Consider the following 17735-nt stretch of genomic DNA (forward strand, 5'->3'; position numbering starts at 1 on the left):
TCGGGACATGTCGGCATGCCACGGGGACGGGCCGCCGACAGCGGTCACAGGCTTGGCGGTCGTCCGTTCCACCCGTCGGTCTTGAGCGTCACGGTCTTACGTTCGCCGCCGGCCGGCATCCGCGGCGCCTGGGTGGCACCGACACCGGCGGGCTGCTGCTGCGGCAGATCGTGGGCGAAGTTCTTGCCGACGCGGAAGGTCAGAGTCAGGGTCGTCTCCGAGGAGTACTCGGGCTCCGACTCGTGGCCCTTCACGTCGCGCATGAGGAACAGCGCGAGGAGCGCGCCGAGCAGCATCACGATGCCGCCGCCCATCGCGGCCGTGGTCATGCCCTCCGTGAACGCGTCGGAGGCCGTGGCGAACAGCGGGTCGCCCACCGTGTCCGGCAGGTGCTTGGCGACCTCGGCGGCGCCGCCCAGCGACCCCTCGGCGGCCTCGACGGCCTCCGGGGGAAGGCCGGAGGGGATGTTGTCCTCCATCTTGCTGGTGTAGATGCTGGACCCGACAGTGCCCAGGATGGCCACACCGAGCGCGCCGCCAAGCTGGTTGCTCGTCTCGGGCAGCGCGGACGCGGCGCCCACGCGCTCGGGCGGGGCCTCGGACACGATGAGGTCCGCGGTGAGCGGGATCGCCATGCCGACACCGCCGGAGAGCACGGAAGCACCCACGATGATGACCCAGAGGTCCGAGTCGGCGGAGAGCTGCGTCATGATGGCGAAGCCGATGGTGGCGATGAAGAGACCGATGCTGATGATGTAGCCGGGCCGTACGGTCTTGGCGAGTATGGCCGCTATCGAAGTCGTCACACCGACGGCGACGGGTGCCGGTAGCGTCCACAGCGCGGCCTTGAGCGGGCTCAGCCCGTGCACCAGTTGGAGCCACTGGGTGGAGAACAGCAGGAAGCCGACCATCGCGAACAGTGCCACGAGATTGACCAGCAGGGACATGCTGAAACCGCGACTGCGGAAGAGTTCCAGATCGAGCATCGGATTCGCGGACTTCTTCTGCCGCAGCACGAACAGCACACCGATGCCGACGCCGGCGAGCATGATCGCCGTGTACTGGATGGAGAATCCGTCGTCCGCCAGCTCCTTCAGGCCGTACGTGGCCGGGAGGAGCGCCCCGAGCGACAGAACGGAGCTGAGGAAGTCGAACTTGCCGGGGTTGGGGTCGCGCGACTCCGGGAGCAGCAAGGGACCCAGTATCAGCACCAGCACCATGATGGGAATGTTGATGAGGAACACCGAGCCCCACCAGAATTCCTCCAACATGACGCCCGACACGATCGGGCCCAGCGCCGACCCACCACCGAGTCCGGCGGTCCAGACAGCGATGGCCGTACGCCGCTGGTCGGCGTGGTGGAACATGTTGCGGATCAGGGAGAGCGTGGAGGGCGCGAGTACGGCGCCGGCGATACCCAGGACCGCACGAGCCGCGATGAGCAACTCGGCGCTGTCGGCGTAGGAGGCGGCGAACGACGCCACACCGAAGACGAGCGAACCCAACATGAGGAGCAGGCGCCGCCCGATGTGGTCACCCAGGTTGCCCATCATGACGAGAAGACCGGCCAGCATGAACGGGTAGATGTCCACGATCCACAGCTGCTGGGTGGCCGTCGGCTCCAGCTCCGCGCTGAGGAACGGCACGGCGAAGTACAGCACCGTGATGTCCATCGACAGCAGCAGTACGGGGAGAACGAGAACGGCAAGGCCGATCCACTCTCTCCGGCCTGCTCGTGGGTGGTTCATGGCACCTCACTCTAGATCTGTGTGATTAATCTGTCTAGGTCAAAATCTGTTTAAACCGTTTGTTCCAGATAACTCTGCGTATCGTCTAGGCTTCTGCGTATGGGACATCGAGAGGACCTGCTCGTCGGGGCGAAGCGCTGTCTATATGCGAAGGGTTACGCCCGTACCACGGCTCGGGACATCGTCGAGGAGTCTAAGACGAACCTCGCGTCCATCGGCTACCACTACGGAACCAAGGAAGCCCTCCTCAACGCCGCGATCATGGAGACATTGGAGGAGTGGGTCGCGGAGCTGAAGCGTGCCCTCGCCGACGCGGCGGACCTGCCGGACGACCCACTGGGGCGCTTCGAGTTGGCCTGGACGCGCGTGGTCGAGCTGTTCGAGCGCCATCGCCCCGTCTGGGCGGCACAGTTCGACGCGATCTCGCAGGTCGACCACGTACCCGAGGTACGTACCTTCTTCGTCGAGGCGCAGCGGCACGCTCAGCAAGGTCTGGTCGAACTGTTCCTGGGCGATGTCGACCTGCCCCCGCACACTCGGGCCGCGGTCGGGCAGTTCTACCACGCTCTGCTCAGCGGCGTGATGATGCAGTGGTTGGTCGCGCCCGACCGTGGTCCGACAGGTGAGTCGCTCGCCGAGGCCCTGCGCACCGTGCTTGACGGAGTCCAACGTTCCGGCTCAGGCTCGCCCCTCTGACAGAGCGGCTGCTTGACGGGTCAGCTCCTTCTTGTCGACCTTCCGGTTCGAGTTCAGGGGAAACTCGTCGATGTGGCGGTACGTCTTCGGCACCATCGCTTCGGGTAGCACGGCGGCGAGTTCGCGGCGGAACGTCGCCGCGGGCATCCGCTCGCCCGTGTAGTAGAGGACGAGCTCCAGCTCGCTGCCGGGCGTGGGTCGGGTGACGGTGACCGCGTTCTCCACGGTCGGCAACTGCCGTGCGGTGTGGTCGATCTCGGCCAACTCCACACGGAAGCCCCGGATCTGGACCTGCGCGTCCAGGCGGCCGATGTAGGTCAGCTCGCCGTCTTCGAACTGCCGCACCCGGTCCCCCGTACGGTAGTAGCGGCGCCCGCCGCGTTCCAGGAACCGACCCTCGTTGTCGGAGGAGTCCAGGTAGCCGGGCGTCATCTGTGGCCCGGAGACGCACAGTTCGCCCTCCTCCTCGGACTCCTCGTCCCCGTCGAGCAACAGGTACTCGTGGCCGGGATGCACGGGACCGATCGGCACGACGCCGTTCGCGGCCCTCTTCTCGGAGGTCTCCGGATTCCAGCGGTGTCCGGCGATGGTGATGGTCAGCTCGGTCGGACCGTAGAGATTCTCCACGTGTGAACGCGGGGCCGCGGCCTGCCAGTCGGCGGCATCCTGGCACAGCAGTGCCTCACCGGCGAAGAAGCTGTAGCGCAGAGTCGGCATCGCCCCTTCCGACAGTCCGCTCATCTGCCTGATGAACGTGATGCCGCTCGGTGCGGAGAACCACACCGTCATGCCCCGCTCGGCGAGGAAGGCCGGCAGGTCCCGGTGTGCCACCGGCGGGATGGCGTGGACGGCCGCGCCGTTGCCCCAGGCGCAGAACAGCTCGAACATCGCGCAGTCGAAGTTGAGGCCGACGTTCTGCGAGAAGACGTCGTCGGGGCCGAAGTCGTAGCGCTGGTCCAGCAGGGCGAAGTAGTGCGCGTTCGCGGAGTGCGGGATCGGCACGCTCTTGGGGCGCCCGGTCGATCCCGAGGTGAACAGCACGTACGCCACGTCGGACGGCTCGACGGTGCGCGGGAACTCCAGCGGGATCGCCGCCGACTCCTCTTCCAGAACCGGCAGGTCCAGCCCGGTGGCCTCCAGCGCGGCGCGGCCGGTCGCGTCCGCGACGACCGTCGAGACCTTCGCGGCGGCCAGCATGCGGCGGGTGCGCTCGGCGGGGAACAGCGGGTTCAGCGGCACGACGGTCGCGCCCGCGTAGAGCGCGGCGAGGATGCCGACGTACGCCGTCAGGCTCTTCTCGGCAAGGACGGCGACCGCGTACCCGTCCTGCGGGCCCTTCGGGGCCAGGGCCAGGAGACCGCCCGCGCGCCGGAGCGCCAGCTCGTGCGTCTCCTCGTACGTGAGGCTGTCCGCGTCGACGCGTATCGCGGTACGGGTGGGGGACAGCGCCAGGCCGCGCAGGAACCGCTCGTGGAGCGCGTGGCCGGGGATGGGGATCTCGGTCATTGTCCTTCCTCCGGGAAGAAGAGGGGTGGATAGGGGGTGTCGCCTCGCGAAGTGCGGGACTTAAGGTCGGCGTGACGTCGACTATTCGGCGGCCATCGGCAGAATCACGGGAGTCCGCATGTGGGACCAGGCATTCGAAGAACTGCTCCGGAAGCACCTTTCGTTGCTGGAGCCGGAGGACGAGATCACCGCTGACCTCAGTCTGCGTGACTTCGGTCTCGATTCCATGGGAATGGTCGCGCTTCTGTCCGGCCTCGAAGACGCGTACAACGTCCGGTTTGTCGACGACGCGCTCAATTTTGAGAACTTCGCCACGCCTGCGACGCTGTGGAAGACCGTGTCAGCCATGCGCTGACCCCCTCCTTTCCTCTGGCTCCGGTGTTCATGCGATCGTGCTGCGACGGCGCGGTCGCATCGCCGTCTCCGGCTTCACCGGCACGACCTTGAACGCCTCGGTCATCGCCTCCACCCGGCCCCACAGGGCGTCCTGCCCGGTGACGTGCACGCGTTCCACACCCATCCCTTGGAGCGCCTTCGCCACGGTCGGCCACTGCACCGCCTTCGTCGCCGCGTCCAGCAGCAACTCCCGTACCCCGTCGCCCGTTTCCACCAGCGAGCCGTCGTGGTCGGAGACGACGGGCACGACCGGGTCGGTGAACGGGATCCCGGCGGTCACCTCCGTCGCCAACTCCTCGCGCAGGTCGCCGAAGAGGGCGGAGTGCATCGGCGGACGCATCACGTACAGCGGTAGGCCACCCGCCGTACGCAGGCGCTTCTGGAGCCGGTCCACCGAGTCCTCGCGGACGGACAGCAGGTGGAACTCGCGGTCGACGTGCCCGGCTATCTCGTTCCACTCGCCGCGCTCGTCGAGTTCGGCGCGGATCTCCGCGAGCCGGTCGGGGTCGACGCGGGCGAACGACTGGGTGACGATGTCGCGGTGGGAGCGGGCGAAGTACTCGTCGACGCGGCGGCCCCACTCGGCGGTCATCGTCAGCGCGTCGGCGAAGGGCAGCGCCCCGGCCCGCACCGCGGCGGGCGTACCGCCGAAGCTGGCGCCGGTGACGGCGACGGGCTCCAACTCGTACTCGGTGACGGCCCATTCGGCCAGCGCCAGGCAGTTGACGAGGAAGGCGACACGGATCGGCTCGGGGTACTCGCTCGCGTCACCGGCGTTCTCCGCCTCGCGGCAGCGCGCGACGAGGGAGTAGCCGAGGACCTCGTCCGCCTCCGCGACGAACCTGCGCGCCACCGGGTGGGACACCATGAACTGTGCCGAGTCGGCGAACCGCGTCGGGCCGATTCCGGGAAAGACAATCGCCGACATATTCTCGTTCTCCCTTATCGTGGCGCTCATCGTGTCGATTCGCCGTCGAGGCCGTCGGGTTCATTGCGCGGGGCTGGCAGCGCGATCCTATAGTTTCCGGTCAGTGTTGTGGCTCGCAGGTAGCCGCATAACCCCTAACGCCCCCTAGTTCGGAGGCCAGGTGGCGAGGGTTCTTGTGGGGATCAAATGCCCCCTGTTAGAGATGACTCGGTATTCGCTGCGAAGGCTGAATCGGAAGGGTGGCGCATGAGCGCGAATGGAGTGCGTCCGGCCCGGGCACACGCGTCGGTGGACAATCTGCGCACGTATCTGCTGGCCGCCGCCCGGCAGGCCCCCGACCGTCCCGCGGTGATCCAGGCCGCCGACTCCGGGCTGGAGACGGTGACGTACGGCGAGCTGGAGCGGCGTACCGACCGGATCGCGGAGCAGCTGGACGCGCTGGGTCTCGACGTCGGGGACCGCGTGATCCTCGAGGCCGACACCGACGCGGACACCGTCGCCACCTTCCTCGCCTGCGCCACCGTCGGCCTGGCCTTCGTACCGGCGAGCCCCGAGGCCCCGGACGAGCGGTTGCTGACGATCATCGAGAGCGCCGAACCCGCCCTCCACCTCCAGTCCCTCCAGGGCAAGCGCGACTGCGTGCCCGACTCCGTCGGCACGGCCCGCTTCGGCCCCGACGGCCTCGTCGTGGAGCGGGCGCCGGAGCCGCGCGTACGGCGTCGCCGGGCCGTGACGCCCATCGACACCGCGTACATCACGTTCACCTCCGGCACGACCGGCCGCCCCAAGGGCTGCGTCATGCCGCACCGCGGGATCATCGCGTTCCTGCGCGGCGCGGCGGCCGAGGAACTGATCACCCACGAGGACCGGGTGGCGAGCACCGCGCCGTTCCAGTTCGACTTCTCCCTCTTCGACATCGGCTTCACCCTGAGCCACGGCGCCACGTTGGTGCCCGTGCCGCGCGCCCGCCTGAACTGGCCGCGCCGCTTCCTCGGCCACCTGAACGACGCCGGGGTGACGCAGGTCGACGGAGTGCCTTCGGTGTGGCGTCCGGTGCTCCAGCACGAGTCGGAGCTGCTGTCCGACCTCGGTGACAGCGGACCTTTGCGCCGCGTTCTGTTCTCGGGTGAGGCGTTCCCGATGGACGAGCTGCGCACCATGCAGAAGCTGCTGCCGAAGGTCGCGTTCACCAACGGTTACGGTGCCACCGAGACGATGGCCGCGTCCCTCACGTCCGTCCCCAACCCGTTGCCGGAGGGTGTCGAGCGGCTGTCGATCGGTCACGCGGTCGCCGGCGCCGAGTGGACGCTGGTCGGCCCGGACGGCGCGATCGTGGACGGGGCGGGGGCACTCGGCGAGATCTACCTGCGCACCCCGTCGCTGTTCTCCGGTTATTGGAACGATCCCGAGGCCACCCGCGCCTGCGTCGTGCCCGACCCGCTGGACACCGCGTCGGGCCGCGTCGTGTTCAAGACCGGCGACCTCGCCTCGATGGGCGAGGACGGCGAGCTGTACTTCCACGGCCGCGCCGACTCCCAGGTGCAGATCCGCGGCAACCGCGTGGAGCTGGGCGAGATCGAGCTGCGCGTCAACCAGTTCGACGGCGTCACCGGCGCCGTCGCCCTGGTGCTGCCGCGTGCCGACGGCGACCCGCGGCTGCACGCGTTCGTCACCACCGCGGGGGGTGTCGAACCGGACACGAAGGAACTGATCGCGTTCTGCCGCGCGGCGCTGCCCGCGTACATGATCCCGCAGGGAGTGCATGCGGTGGGCGAGTTCCCGCTGACCCCGAACGGCAAGGTCGACCGCGCCAAGCTGTCGGCGCTCGTGGCCTCCTGACCATCCCGACCGTCTCCACGTCTCTTCGTTGCGGAGTATGCACATGACCGAGCAGTCGCGGGCCGCGATCCTGGAACTGGTGCTGTCGGAGGCCGCCGACGTGCTGCGCGCCGCCGACCCCGACGGGTTCGACGCCGCACAACTGGCCGCCGACAGCCCCTTCCTGGCGACCGGCCTGGACTCGCTGGGCCTCGTCCGCCTGCACCAGCGCCTCGTCGCGGAGCTGGGCGTGGACCTGCCCGTCACGATCGCGTTCGACCACCCGACGCCGATCGCCCTCGCCCGCCACCTGGCGGAGCTGAGCGGCGACGGCGAACCGGAGGAGTCGGCCGTGGCCGACGCCGCGGTGCCCGTGGCGTCGGACGAGCCGATCGCCGTCGTCGGCATCGGCTGCCGCTTCCCGGGCGGGGTCAACTCGCCCGAGGACCTGTGGCAGGTCGTGGCCGACGGACGGCACGTGCTGACGGACTTCCCGTCGGACCGCGGCTGGGACCTGGAGGCGCTGTACGACCCGGAGGCGAGCGCCCCCGGTACGAGCTACGTGCGCAAGGGCGGGTTCCTCGACGACGCCGCCGACTTCGACGCGGGCTTCTTCCAGATCAGCCCGAAGGAAGCGCTGGCCATGGACCCCCAGCAGCGGCTGCTGCTGGAGACCTGCTGGGAGGCGCTGGAGCACGCGGGCATCGACCCGGGCCGCCTGCACGGCACCCAGTCGGGCGTGTTCATCGGCGTGGAGCCGCACGAGTACGGGCCCCGTACGCACGAGGCCCCCGATGGCGTCGACGGCTACGTGCTGGGCGGCAGCCTGCCCAGTGTCGTGTCCGGCCGGGTCGCCTACACCCTGGGCCTCGAAGGCCCGACCCTCACCGTCGACACCGCCTGCTCCGGTTCGCTGACGGCCCTGCACGTGGCCGTACGCACCCTCCAGCGCGGCGAGTGCGGCGTCGCGCTCGCGGGTGGCGTCACCGTCATCTCGACGCCCGGCACGTTCACCACGTTCAGCCGCCAGCGCGGGCTGGCGCCCGACGGGCGCATCAAGGCGTTCGGCGCGGGCGCCGACGGCACGTGCTTCGCGGAGGGCGCGGGCGTGTTCGTGCTGACGCGCCTGTCGGACGCCGTACGCGACGGGCACCCGGTGCTCGCCGTCATCCGCGGCTCCGCCATCAACCAGGACGGCGCCAGCGTCAGCCTCACCTCCCCGAACGGTCTCGCGCAGCAGCGCGTCATCCGCGCGGCGCTCGGCGACGCCGGGCTCACCGCCGCCGACGTGGACGTGGTCGAGGCGCACGGCACCGGCACCGAGCTGGGCGACCCCATCGAGGGCCAGGCCCTGGTCGCCGCGTACGGGCGGGAGCGTACGGCCGACAAGCCGCTGTGGCTCGGCTCGCTGAAGTCCAACATCGGGCACACGGGCGCCGCCGCGGGCGCCGCCGGCATGATCAAGATGATCATGGCGATGCGGAACCGCACCCTGCCCCGTACGCTCCACGCCGACGAGCCCACGCCGCACGTCGACTGGTCGGCCGGCACCGTACGGCTGCTCACCGAGCACCTCCCGTGGGAGACCGACGGGGCACCGCGCCGCGCGGGCATCTCGTCGTTCGGCGCGAGCGGCACCAACGCGCACGTCGTCATCGAGGAGCCGCCCGCCACCGCGCCGGAGCCCGCCACCGAGGAGGCGCCGGAGACCGGCCGCCCCGTGCCGGTCGTCCTCTCCGCGCTCGGCCAGGACGCGCTCCGCGGGCAGGCCGCCCGCCTGCTGGCCGTCGCGGACCGCGAGTCGCCGCTCGACCTGGCGTACTCCACCGCCACCACCCGCGCCGCGCTCCGCGACCGCGCCACCGTCGTCGCCGCCGACCGCGACGAGCTGGTACGCGGTCTGACCGCGCTCGCGGAGGGCACCACCGCGCCCGGCCTGGTCACCGGTACGGCCGTCGCCGCCGGGCGGACCGCGTTCCTCTTCACCGGCCAGGGCAGCCAGCGCCTCGGCATGGGCCGCGAACTGGTCCGCGCGTTCCCGGCGTTCCGCGAGGCCCTCCAGGACGTCGCCGACCACCTCGACCTGCACCTCGACGAGCCGCTGGGCGACGTGCTGTTCGCGGAGCCCGGCACGCCCGGGGCGGAGCTGCTGAACGAGACGCGCTACGCGCAGGCCGCGCTGTTCGCCGTCGAGGTGTCCCTCTTCCGGCTGCTGGAGTCGTGGGGCGTCACGCCCGGCTTCCTCATCGGCCACTCCATCGGCGAGATAGCCGCCGCCCACGTCGCCGGGGTCATGTCCCTGGCCGACGCGGCGATGCTCGTCGGCGCCCGCGGCCGCCTCATGCAGGAGCTGCCCGAGGGCGGCGCCATGGTCGCCGTACAGGCCGAAGAGGCCGAGGTGACCCCGTACCTCACCGAGCACGTCGGCATCGCCGCCGTCAACGGCCCCACCTCGCTGGTGCTCTCCGGCGAGACCGAGGCCGTGCGGGCCGTCGCCGCCCGCTTCGCCGAACAGGGCCGCAAGACACGGCAGTTGCGCGTCTCGCACGCGTTCCACTCGTCGCTCATGGACCCGATGCTGGAGGAGTTCCGCGGGGTCGCGGAGATCGTCGCGTACGCGCCGCCGCGTATCCCCGTCGTCTCCAACGTGACCGGCGAGCCCGTCACCGCCTTCGACGCCGACTACTGGGTGCGGCACGTACGCGAGCCCGTACGGTTCGCCGACGGCATGCGGCACCTCGCCGCCCGCGGCGTCACCACGTACCTCGAACTCGGCCCCGACGCCGTGCTGTCCGCCATGGGCCGCGAGTGCCTCGGGGACGACGGCGCCGACGCCGTACTCGTGTCGCTGCTGCGCGACAAGCACGGCGACGAGCGCCAGACCGTCACCGCCCTCGGCCAGGCCCACGCCAACGGCACCACCGTCGACTGGGACGCCTTCCACGCCGGACGCGGCGCGCGCCGCGTCGGGCTGCCCACGTACGCGTTCCAGCGCCGCCGCTACTGGCTGGACGTGGTGAGCGGGCCCGCCTCCGGCGTCGGGCACCCGATGCTAGACAGCGCCGTCAGCCTCGCCGGCGCCGACGGGCTGGTCCTCACCGGCCGCCTGTCGACCCGCGCGCAGCCCTGGCTCGCGGACCACGTCATCGCGGACACCGTCCTCGTACCCGGCACCGGCCTCGTCGAGCTGGCCGTACGCGCCGGTGACGAGGCGGGCTACGCCGTCCTGGACGAACTCACCCTGGAAGCACCCCTGGTGCTCACCGGCGACGACGCCGTCGAGGTCCAGGTCTCCGTCAACGCCCCCGACGCCTCCGGGCGCCGCCCCGTCGAGATCTGGTCCCGCGCCGCGCGCGGCGGCGACACCTGGTCCCGGCACGCCAGCGGCGTACTGGCCGAACGGTCCGACGGCCCCGCGCCCGACCCGTCGGCCCTCGCCCAGTGGCCGCCCGCCGACGCCGAACCCCTCGACGTGGACGGCCTCTACGAGCGCCAGGCCGCGCAGGGCTACGGCTACGGCCCCGTCTTCCAGTGCGTACGCGCCGCCTGGCGCCGCGGCACCGAGGTCTTCGCGGAGGTCGCCCTCCCCGACGGCGAGGACGGCTCCCCCTTCGGGCTGCACCCCGCGCTGCTGGACTCCTCGATGCACGCCTCCGAGAACGCCGACGACGACGGCGAGGTGCGCCTCCCGTTCGCCTGGGTCGGCGTCGAACTGCACGCCTCCGGCGCCTCCGCCGCCCGCGTCCGACTGACCCCGAACGGGCCCGACGACCTGTCCGCGCTGCTGGCCGACAGCACCGGCGCCCCCGTCGCCAGCATCCGGTCGCTCGTGCAGCGGCCCGTGGCCAAGGGCGGCCTCGGCGCCTCCGGCGGGCGGCGCGACCCGCTGCTGCGCGTCGACTGGACCGAGGTCCAGGCACCCGCCGAACCGGACGACGCCGCCGAGCGGTTCACCCTCGCGTACGTCCCCGAGACGTTCTCCGGCGCCCCCGCCGAGGCCGCGCGGGCCGCGACGGAACACGTCCTGGAGCTGGTACGGGGCGCCCTGCGCGACGACGCGCGGCTCGCGCTCGTCACCCGCGGCGCGCGCGGCGACCTCGCCCTCGCGCCCGCCACGGCGCTGGTGCGCGCCGCGCAGGCCGAACACCCCGGGCGCTTCGTCCTCGTGGACACCGACCGCGAGGTCTCCGAGCACGAGATCCGTACGGCCCTCGCCACCGGCGAGCCCCAACTCGCCCTGGACGGCGGCACGGTACGCGTACCGCGACTGGCCCGCGTCGAGGTGCCGGAGGAGTCCGGCACCTCGGTGTGGGGCCCCGACGGCACTGTGCTGATCACCGGCGGCACCGGCGGCCTCGGCGGGCTCGTCGCGCGGCACCTCGTACGGGAGCACGGCGTACGCCATCTGCTGCTCACCGGGCGGCGCGGCGCGGACACCCCCGGCGTGACCGAACTCGCCGCCGAGCTGCGGGAGTCGGGCGCCGAGGTGACCGTCGCCGCGTGCGACGTCGCGGACCGCGACGCGCTGGCCGCGCTGCTCGCGACCGTCCCCGAGGAGCACCCGCTGACCGGCGTCGTGCACAGCGCGGGCGTCGTCGCGGACGGCCTCGTGGACTCGCTGACGCCCGAGCAGGTCGGCACCGTCTTCCACGGCAAGGCCGACGGCGCCTGGCACCTGCACGAGCTGACGCGTGAACTGCCGCTGACGGCCTTCGTGTTGTTCTCCTCCGCCGCGGGCACCCTGGAGGCCGCCGGGCAGGGCAACTACGCCGCCGCCAACGCGTTCCTCGACGCCCTCGCCGGGCACCGCGCCGCGCGCGGCCTGCCCGCCACGTCCCTCGCCTGGAACCTGTGGGCCGGGGAAGCGGGCATGGGCGCCCGCCTGGACGAGGTCACCCTGCGCCGCGCCGAGCGGTCCGGGCTGCCCGCCCTGACCGCCGACGAGAACCTGGCCCTCTTCGACCAGGCCCTCACCACCGACGCACCGGCCCTGGTGCCGCTCCGCTTCGACGCCGCCGCGCTGCGCAACCGCGCCGACGGCGTACCGCATCTGCTGCGCGGCCTGGTCCGCGCCCCCGCGCGGCGGCAGGCCGCCGCCGTGGCGGCCGGTGCCGCCGGGGGCTCGCTGGCCGAACGGCTGGCGGGCAAGCCGGACAACGAGCGGGACCGCATGGTCCTCGACCTGGTCCGTACGCAGATCGCGGCCGTCCTCGGCCACGACAGCGGCAACTCGGTCGACGCGCGGCGCCAGTTCACCGAGCTGGGCTTCGACTCGCTGGCCGCCGTCGAGCTGCGCAACGCGCTCACCGCCGCCACCGGCCTGCGGCTCACCTCGACGCTGATCTTCGACCACCCGACGCCGCGCGACCTCGCGGACCACGTGCTGGAGACCGTACGGGGGGCCGCGCCCGCGACCGCAGCCGTCCGCGCCCCGTCGCGTGCCACGGCGGACGAGCCCATCGCGATCGTCGGCATGGCCTGCCGCTTCCCGGGCGGCGTCACCTCGCCCGAGCAGCTGTGGCAGCTCGTCGCGGACGGCACCGACGCGATCGGCCCGTTCCCCGAGGACCGCGGCTGGAACGTCGACGAGATCTTCGACCCCGAGCCCGGCAAGCACGGCCGTACGTACACCCGCGACGGCGGATTCCTCTACGACGCCGCCGAGTTCGACCCGACCTTCTTCGGCATCAGCCCGCTGGAGGCCCAGGCGATGGACCCGCAGCAGCGGCTGCTGCTGGAGGTCGGCTGGGAGGCGCTGGAACGCGCCGGGATCGACCCGCGGTCCCTGAAGGGCAGCCCCACGGGCGTGTTCGCCGGGATCATGTACCACGACTGGGCGCCGCGCTCGTCCCAGGTGTCCGAGGACCTGGCCGGCTTCACCGCCGCGGGCAGTCTGGGCAGTGCCGCATCAGGTCGTGTCGCCTACACCCTCGGCCTCCAGGGCCCCGCGATCACGGTCGACACGGCTTGCTCATCGTCGCTCGTGGCGATGCACCAGGCCGCACAGGCCCTCCGGCAGGGCGACTGCACGCTCGCTCTCGCGGGCGGCGCGACCGTCATGGCCACCCCCGAGACGTTCGTCGGCATGAGCTTGCAGCAGGGCCTGTCCACCGATGGCCGCTGCAAGGCGTACGGGGAGGGAGCCGATGGCACCGGCTGGTCCGAGGGCGCCGGCTTCGTGCTGCTCGAGAAGCTTTCCGACGCGCGCCGCAACGGGCATCCCGTGCTCGCCGTCGTCCGCGGCTCAGCCGTCAACCAGGACGGCGCGTCCAACGGCATGGCCGCGCCCAACGGCCCCGCCCAGACCCGGGTCATCCAGCAGGCGCTGGGGGTTGCCGGTCTGCGGCCCGCCGACGTCGACGTGGTCGACGGGCACGGTACGGGAACGACGCTCGGCGACCCCATCGAGGCCCAAGCGCTGATGGCCGCCTACGGCCAGGACCGGGAGGACCGCGACCCGCTGTGGCTCGGCTCGCTCAAGTCCAACCTGGGGCACGCGCAGGCCGCCGCCGGCGTCGGCAGCGTCATCAAGATGGTGATGGCGATCCGGAACGGCGTCATGCCGCGCACCCTCCACGCGGACACTCCGTCCCCCCACATCGACTGGACCGAAGGTGCCGTCGAACTCCTCCAAGAAGCGCGCGCCTGGAACCCGGAGGGCCGTCCACGCCGTGCCGGTGTCTCCTCGTTCGGCGTCTCCGGGACCAACGCGCACCTCATCCTGGAGCAGGTCCCCGCTGAGCCGCGGGCCGATGTACCACGCGGTGACCGGCTGCCGGTGGTGCCGCTGACCGTTTCCGGCACGACCCCGGCCGCAGTGCGCGACCAGGCGGCGCGCCTCGCCGAGCACCTGCGCGATCACGCGGATGTGGACGAACTCGACGCCGCCGTCTCGCTCGTCCGCGGCCGAGCCGCCCTGGAGCACCGCGCCGTCGTCTTCGACGCGGACCGGGACGGACTGCTCTCCGGTCTCGACGCGCTGGCGGCCGGTGGCTCCGCCGCCTCCCTCGTGCAGGGGGTGCAGCGCGGCGACGCGCGCGCCGTCTTCGTCTTCCCCGGCCAGGGGTCGCAGTGGCAGGGCATGGGCGTCGAACTGCTGGAGCACTCGCCCGCGTTCGCCACCCGCCTCGGCGAGTGCGGCAAGGCGCTCGAACCGTATGTCGAGTGGGACCTGCTCGACGTCCTGCGCGGCGCCCCCGGAGCTCCTGCCCTGGACGCGGTCGACGTCGTGCAACCCGTCCTCTGGGCCATGATGGTGTCGCTCGCCGAGGCGTGGCGCGCGGTCGGTGTCGAACCGGCCGCCGTCGTCGGCCACTCGCAGGGCGAGATCGCGGCGGCTTGTGTGGCCGGCGCGCTCTCCCTGGAGGACGGCGCTCGCGTCGTCGCTCTGCGCAGTCAGGTGATCCGCCAGGATCTGGCGGGCCGTGGCGGCATGATGTCGGTCGCGCTGTCCGAGGACCGCGTTGCCGAATACGCCGCCCAGTGGGGCGACCGCCTCCAGCTCGCCGTCGTCAACGGCCCCAGCTCGGTTGTCGTGTGCGGCGACCCGGACGTCCTGGACGAGTTGAAGACGAAGTTGGACGACGACGGGGTGCAGGCACGCCGAATCCCCGTGGACTATGCCTCCCACTCGGTGTTCGTCGAGGAGATCCGCGAACGCCTCTTCGCCGAGCTGGGCGAATTGGAGCCGCGCGTCCCGAGCATCCCCTTCTACTCCACGGTCACCGCCGGCCGACTCGACACCGCCGGTCTCGACGCCGAGTACTGGTACACCAATCTGCGGCAGACCGTGCGGTTCGAAGAGACGACGCGGGCGCTGCTCGCCGACGGCTTCGAGATCTTCGTGGAGACCAGCCCGCATCCCGGTCTCCTCGTCGGGCTGGGCGAGACGGCCGAGTCCGTGGGCGCGAACCCCGCGCTCGTCGCCACGCTGCGCCGCGACGAGGGCGGCCCGCGCCAGTTCGTGAACTCCCTGTCGGAGGCGTACGCGCAGGGTGCGACCGTCGACTGGGTGACGTACCTCGCCGGTACCGGCGCCCGTCACGTCGACCTGCCCACGTACGCCTTCCAGCGCCGTCGCTACTGGCTGGACCTCGCCGAGTCGGGCGGGGACGCCTCCCAGGTCGGCCAGGTCGCGACCGGCCACCCGCTCCTGGGCGCCGCGGTGCCCGTCGCCGGAGCCGGCGGTGTGCTGCTCACCGGACGCCTCTCGGTGTCGGCGCAGCCGTGGCTCGCGGATCATGTCGTGGACGGCGCGGTCCTCTTCCCCGGTGCCGGATTCGTCGAACTCGCGGTACGGGCGGGCGACGAGATCGGCCGTGGTGGCGTGGACGAACTGACCCTGGAGGTACCGCTCGTACTGCCGGAGCGTGGCGGCGTGGCCATCCAGGTCATCGTCGACGCGGACCTGTGCGGCGTCTCCATCCACTCCCGCCACGAAGGTGCCCCCGTAGACGTCGGCTGGACCCGGCACGCGCACGGCACCCTCGTGGAAACGCGACCCGAGCCCGCCGCCGATACCTCGGTGTGGCCGCCCCCGGGCACCGAACCGGTCGATCTGGAGAACTTCTACGACGCCTCTCCGGAGGGCGGTCTGGCGTACGGTCCCGTGTTCCAGGGCTTGCGCGCTGCCTGGCGTAACGAGGGTGGCGAGGTGTTCGCGGACGTCGCGCTACCGGAGAGCGTCACCGGCGAGGCCGGGCGCTACGGGTTGCACCCCGCGGTGCTGGACGCGACTCTGCACGCCACGGCGCTGCTGCCGGGCGGCGACGACCGGGTCACGCTCCCGTTCCTCTGGACGCGGGTCGATCTGTACGCCGCGGGCGCCTCTGCTCTCCGGCTGCGGATGACGCCCCTCGGCGGCGACGAGGTGGCGCTCCGCCTGACCGACACGGCCGGCCGTCCCGTCGCCGATGTCGAGTCCCTCGTCCTGCGACCCGTCACCGACGGGTTGATCGCGGGGGCCGGCACCGCTCACGAGTCGCTGTTCGACCTGGTGTGGTCAGCCGCGCCGCTGCCGGACGAGTGGCCCGTCACCACGCCGGCCGTTCTCCGTAGCGCGGCCGGCAGTACCGCGGAGGAGGTCCACGCCGCGACCGCCGCCGCTCTGGACTTCCTCCAGCGCGGACTGGGCGACGACGGGGACCTCGACACCACGCTGGCCGTCGTGACGCGCGGCGCGGTCTCCGTCGCCGGTGAGGATGTCGTCGACCTGGCCGGAGCAGCCGTGTGGGGCCTGGTGCGCAGCGCCCAGACGGAGAATCCGAACCGGATCGTCCTCGTCGACCTCGACCCGTCCGTCGTGGACGGCGACGAGTTCGACCGTGTCCTCGCCGCGGCACTGTCCGCCGGGGAGGAACAGGTCGCGGTCCGCTCCGGCACGTACCACCGGCCGCGTCTGGTCCGCTGGACCGGTGACCGGTCCGGTACGCCCGCCAGCGTCTTCGGCGAGCGGCCCGGCACCGTGCTGATCACCGGCGGCACCGGCACGCTGGGCAGCCTGTTCGCCCGGCACTTGGTCACCGCGTACGGCGTCACCGACCTGCTGTTGACCAGCCGCCGTGGCTCCGCCGCCACGGGTGCCGCCGAGCTGGCCGAGGAGCTGACCGGCCTCGGAGCCAACGTGGAGATCGCCGCCTGCGATGCGGCCGACCGAAACGCGCTGGCCGCCGTACTGGACGGCCGGACTCTTGCAGGTGTCGTGCACACCGCGGGTGTGCTGGACGACGGCATCATCCCGTCGCTCACGCCGGAGAAGCTGACATCCGTGATGCGCCCCAAGGTGGACGCGGCGCTCAACCTGCACGAGCTCACCGCTGACCAGGACCTCTCGGCGTTCGTGCTCTTCTCCTCCGCCGCCGGTGTGACCGGCGGCGCCGGGCAGGGCAACTACGCTGCGGCCAACACCTTCCTCGACGGCCTCGCCGCGCACCGGCGCGCCCAGGGGTTGCCCGCGCAGTCGCTGGCCTGGGGCCTGTGGGCCGAAGCCAGCGGCATGACGGGCGCCCTCGGCGCCGGGGATGTCTCGCGGATGGAGCGCGACGGCGTCCGGGGCATGTCCAACGAGGAGGGTCTGGCGCTGCTGGACACGGCGAGCGCCGCCGACCGTACGCTCCTGGTGCCGGCCCGGATCGATTTGGCCGGGCAGCGCCGCGCAGAGGTCCCGTACCTGCTGCGTGATCTGGTGCGCGCGCCGGCGCGGCGCGTCGTCGAGGCCGGTACCGCATCCGCCGAGGCGGCCGAGAGCCTCCGGGACCGGCTCTCAGGACTGGCACCGGCCCGCCGTGAGAAGGCGATGCTGGACGTCGTGTGCGCCCAGGCCGCCGCGACGCTCGGCTATGACGGTGCGGACGAGGTCGACCCCGAACGCTCCTTCCGCGACATGGGCTTCGACTCCTTGGCCGCCGTCCGCTTCCGTAACGCTCTCGGCGAGAGCGTCGGCGAACGCCTCCCGGCGACGCTCGTGTTCGACCACCCGACACCGCTCAGCCTGACGCGGCACCTCCTGGAGGAGCTGGCACTCGACGGGCCGACAGACGAACCCGAGGCGAACACCGACGTAGCCGACGACCGTACGGAGGAGATCCAGGGGATGAGCCTGGCCGAGCTCCTCCGTGCCGCCTCGCAACGATCAGGAGAGTAGA

General features: G+C 71.8%; 7 protein-coding genes. 4 read left to right on the top strand and 3 right to left on the bottom strand.

Translation table 11 applies throughout. The features are described from left to right. Positions 1-44: 44 nt before the first annotated feature. Positions 45-1748, bottom strand: a complete 1704-nt coding sequence (locus tag D7M15_RS16895; protein WP_121518283.1) for an MFS transporter — start codon at positions 1746-1748, stop codon at positions 45-47. A 99-nt stretch (positions 1749-1847) separates the two neighbouring features. Between D7M15_RS16895 and D7M15_RS16900 the strand changes: the two genes are divergently transcribed. Continuing rightward, complete coding sequence (locus tag D7M15_RS16900) at positions 1848-2444, top strand: TetR/AcrR family transcriptional regulator (RefSeq protein WP_121518284.1); 597 nt, start codon at positions 1848-1850, stop codon at positions 2442-2444. Here the strand turns inward: D7M15_RS16900 and D7M15_RS16905 are convergent. Then, positions 2427-3950, bottom strand: a complete 1524-nt coding sequence (locus D7M15_RS16905; RefSeq protein ID WP_121518285.1) for an AMP-binding protein — start codon at positions 3948-3950, stop codon at positions 2427-2429. The two genes, D7M15_RS16900 and D7M15_RS16905, sit on opposite strands and share 18 nt — an antisense overlap. A gap of 118 nt (positions 3951-4068) precedes the next feature. Here D7M15_RS16905 and D7M15_RS16910 point away from each other — a divergent pair, with 118 nt between their 5' ends. Then, positions 4069-4305, top strand: a complete 237-nt coding sequence (locus D7M15_RS16910; protein ID WP_121518286.1) for an acyl carrier protein — start codon at positions 4069-4071, stop codon at positions 4303-4305. Positions 4306-4332: 27 nt separating this feature from the next. Here the strand turns inward: D7M15_RS16910 and D7M15_RS16915 are convergent, their stop codons facing one another. After that, positions 4333-5274, bottom strand: a complete 942-nt coding sequence (locus D7M15_RS16915) for an ACP S-malonyltransferase (RefSeq protein WP_121518287.1) — start codon at positions 5272-5274, stop codon at positions 4333-4335. A gap of 246 nt (positions 5275-5520) precedes the next feature. Here D7M15_RS16915 and D7M15_RS16920 point away from each other — a divergent pair, with 246 nt between their 5' ends. Continuing rightward, positions 5521-7113, top strand: coding sequence for an AMP-binding protein (locus tag D7M15_RS16920; protein WP_121518288.1), 1593 nt, complete (start codon positions 5521-5523; stop codon positions 7111-7113). Positions 7114-7156: 43 nt separating this feature from the next. Further along, the gene (locus D7M15_RS16925) at positions 7157-17734 is read left to right on the top strand and encodes a type I polyketide synthase (protein ID WP_165906280.1); all 10578 of its coding nucleotides are present in this window, start codon (positions 7157-7159) and stop codon (positions 17732-17734) included. Position 17735: the final 1 nt, after the last annotated feature.

The organism is Streptomyces sp. Z26 (assembly GCF_003665095.1).
GTDB classification, from domain to species: Bacteria; Actinomycetota; Actinomycetes; order Streptomycetales; family Streptomycetaceae; genus Streptomyces; species Streptomyces phytohabitans.

Excerpts from the sequence above, each read along its gene's own strand:
- D7M15_RS16925 (WP_165906280.1), top strand. The coding sequence starts at position 7,157 with ATGACCGAGCAGTCGCGGGCCGCGATCCTGGAACTGGTGCTGTCGGAG.
- D7M15_RS16905 (WP_121518285.1), bottom strand. The coding sequence starts at position 3,950 with ATGACCGAGATCCCCATCCCCGGCCACGCGCTCCACGAGCGGTTCCTG.
- D7M15_RS16895 (WP_121518283.1), bottom strand. The coding sequence starts at position 1,748 with ATGAACCACCCACGAGCAGGCCGGAGAGAGTGGATCGGCCTTGCCGTT.
- D7M15_RS16920 (WP_121518288.1), top strand. The coding sequence starts at position 5,521 with ATGAGCGCGAATGGAGTGCGTCCGGCCCGGGCACACGCGTCGGTGGAC.
- D7M15_RS16910 (WP_121518286.1), top strand. The coding sequence starts at position 4,069 with ATGTGGGACCAGGCATTCGAAGAACTGCTCCGGAAGCACCTTTCGTTG.
- D7M15_RS16900 (WP_121518284.1), top strand. The coding sequence starts at position 1,848 with ATGGGACATCGAGAGGACCTGCTCGTCGGGGCGAAGCGCTGTCTATAT.
- D7M15_RS16915 (WP_121518287.1), bottom strand. The coding sequence starts at position 5,274 with ATGTCGGCGATTGTCTTTCCCGGAATCGGCCCGACGCGGTTCGCCGAC.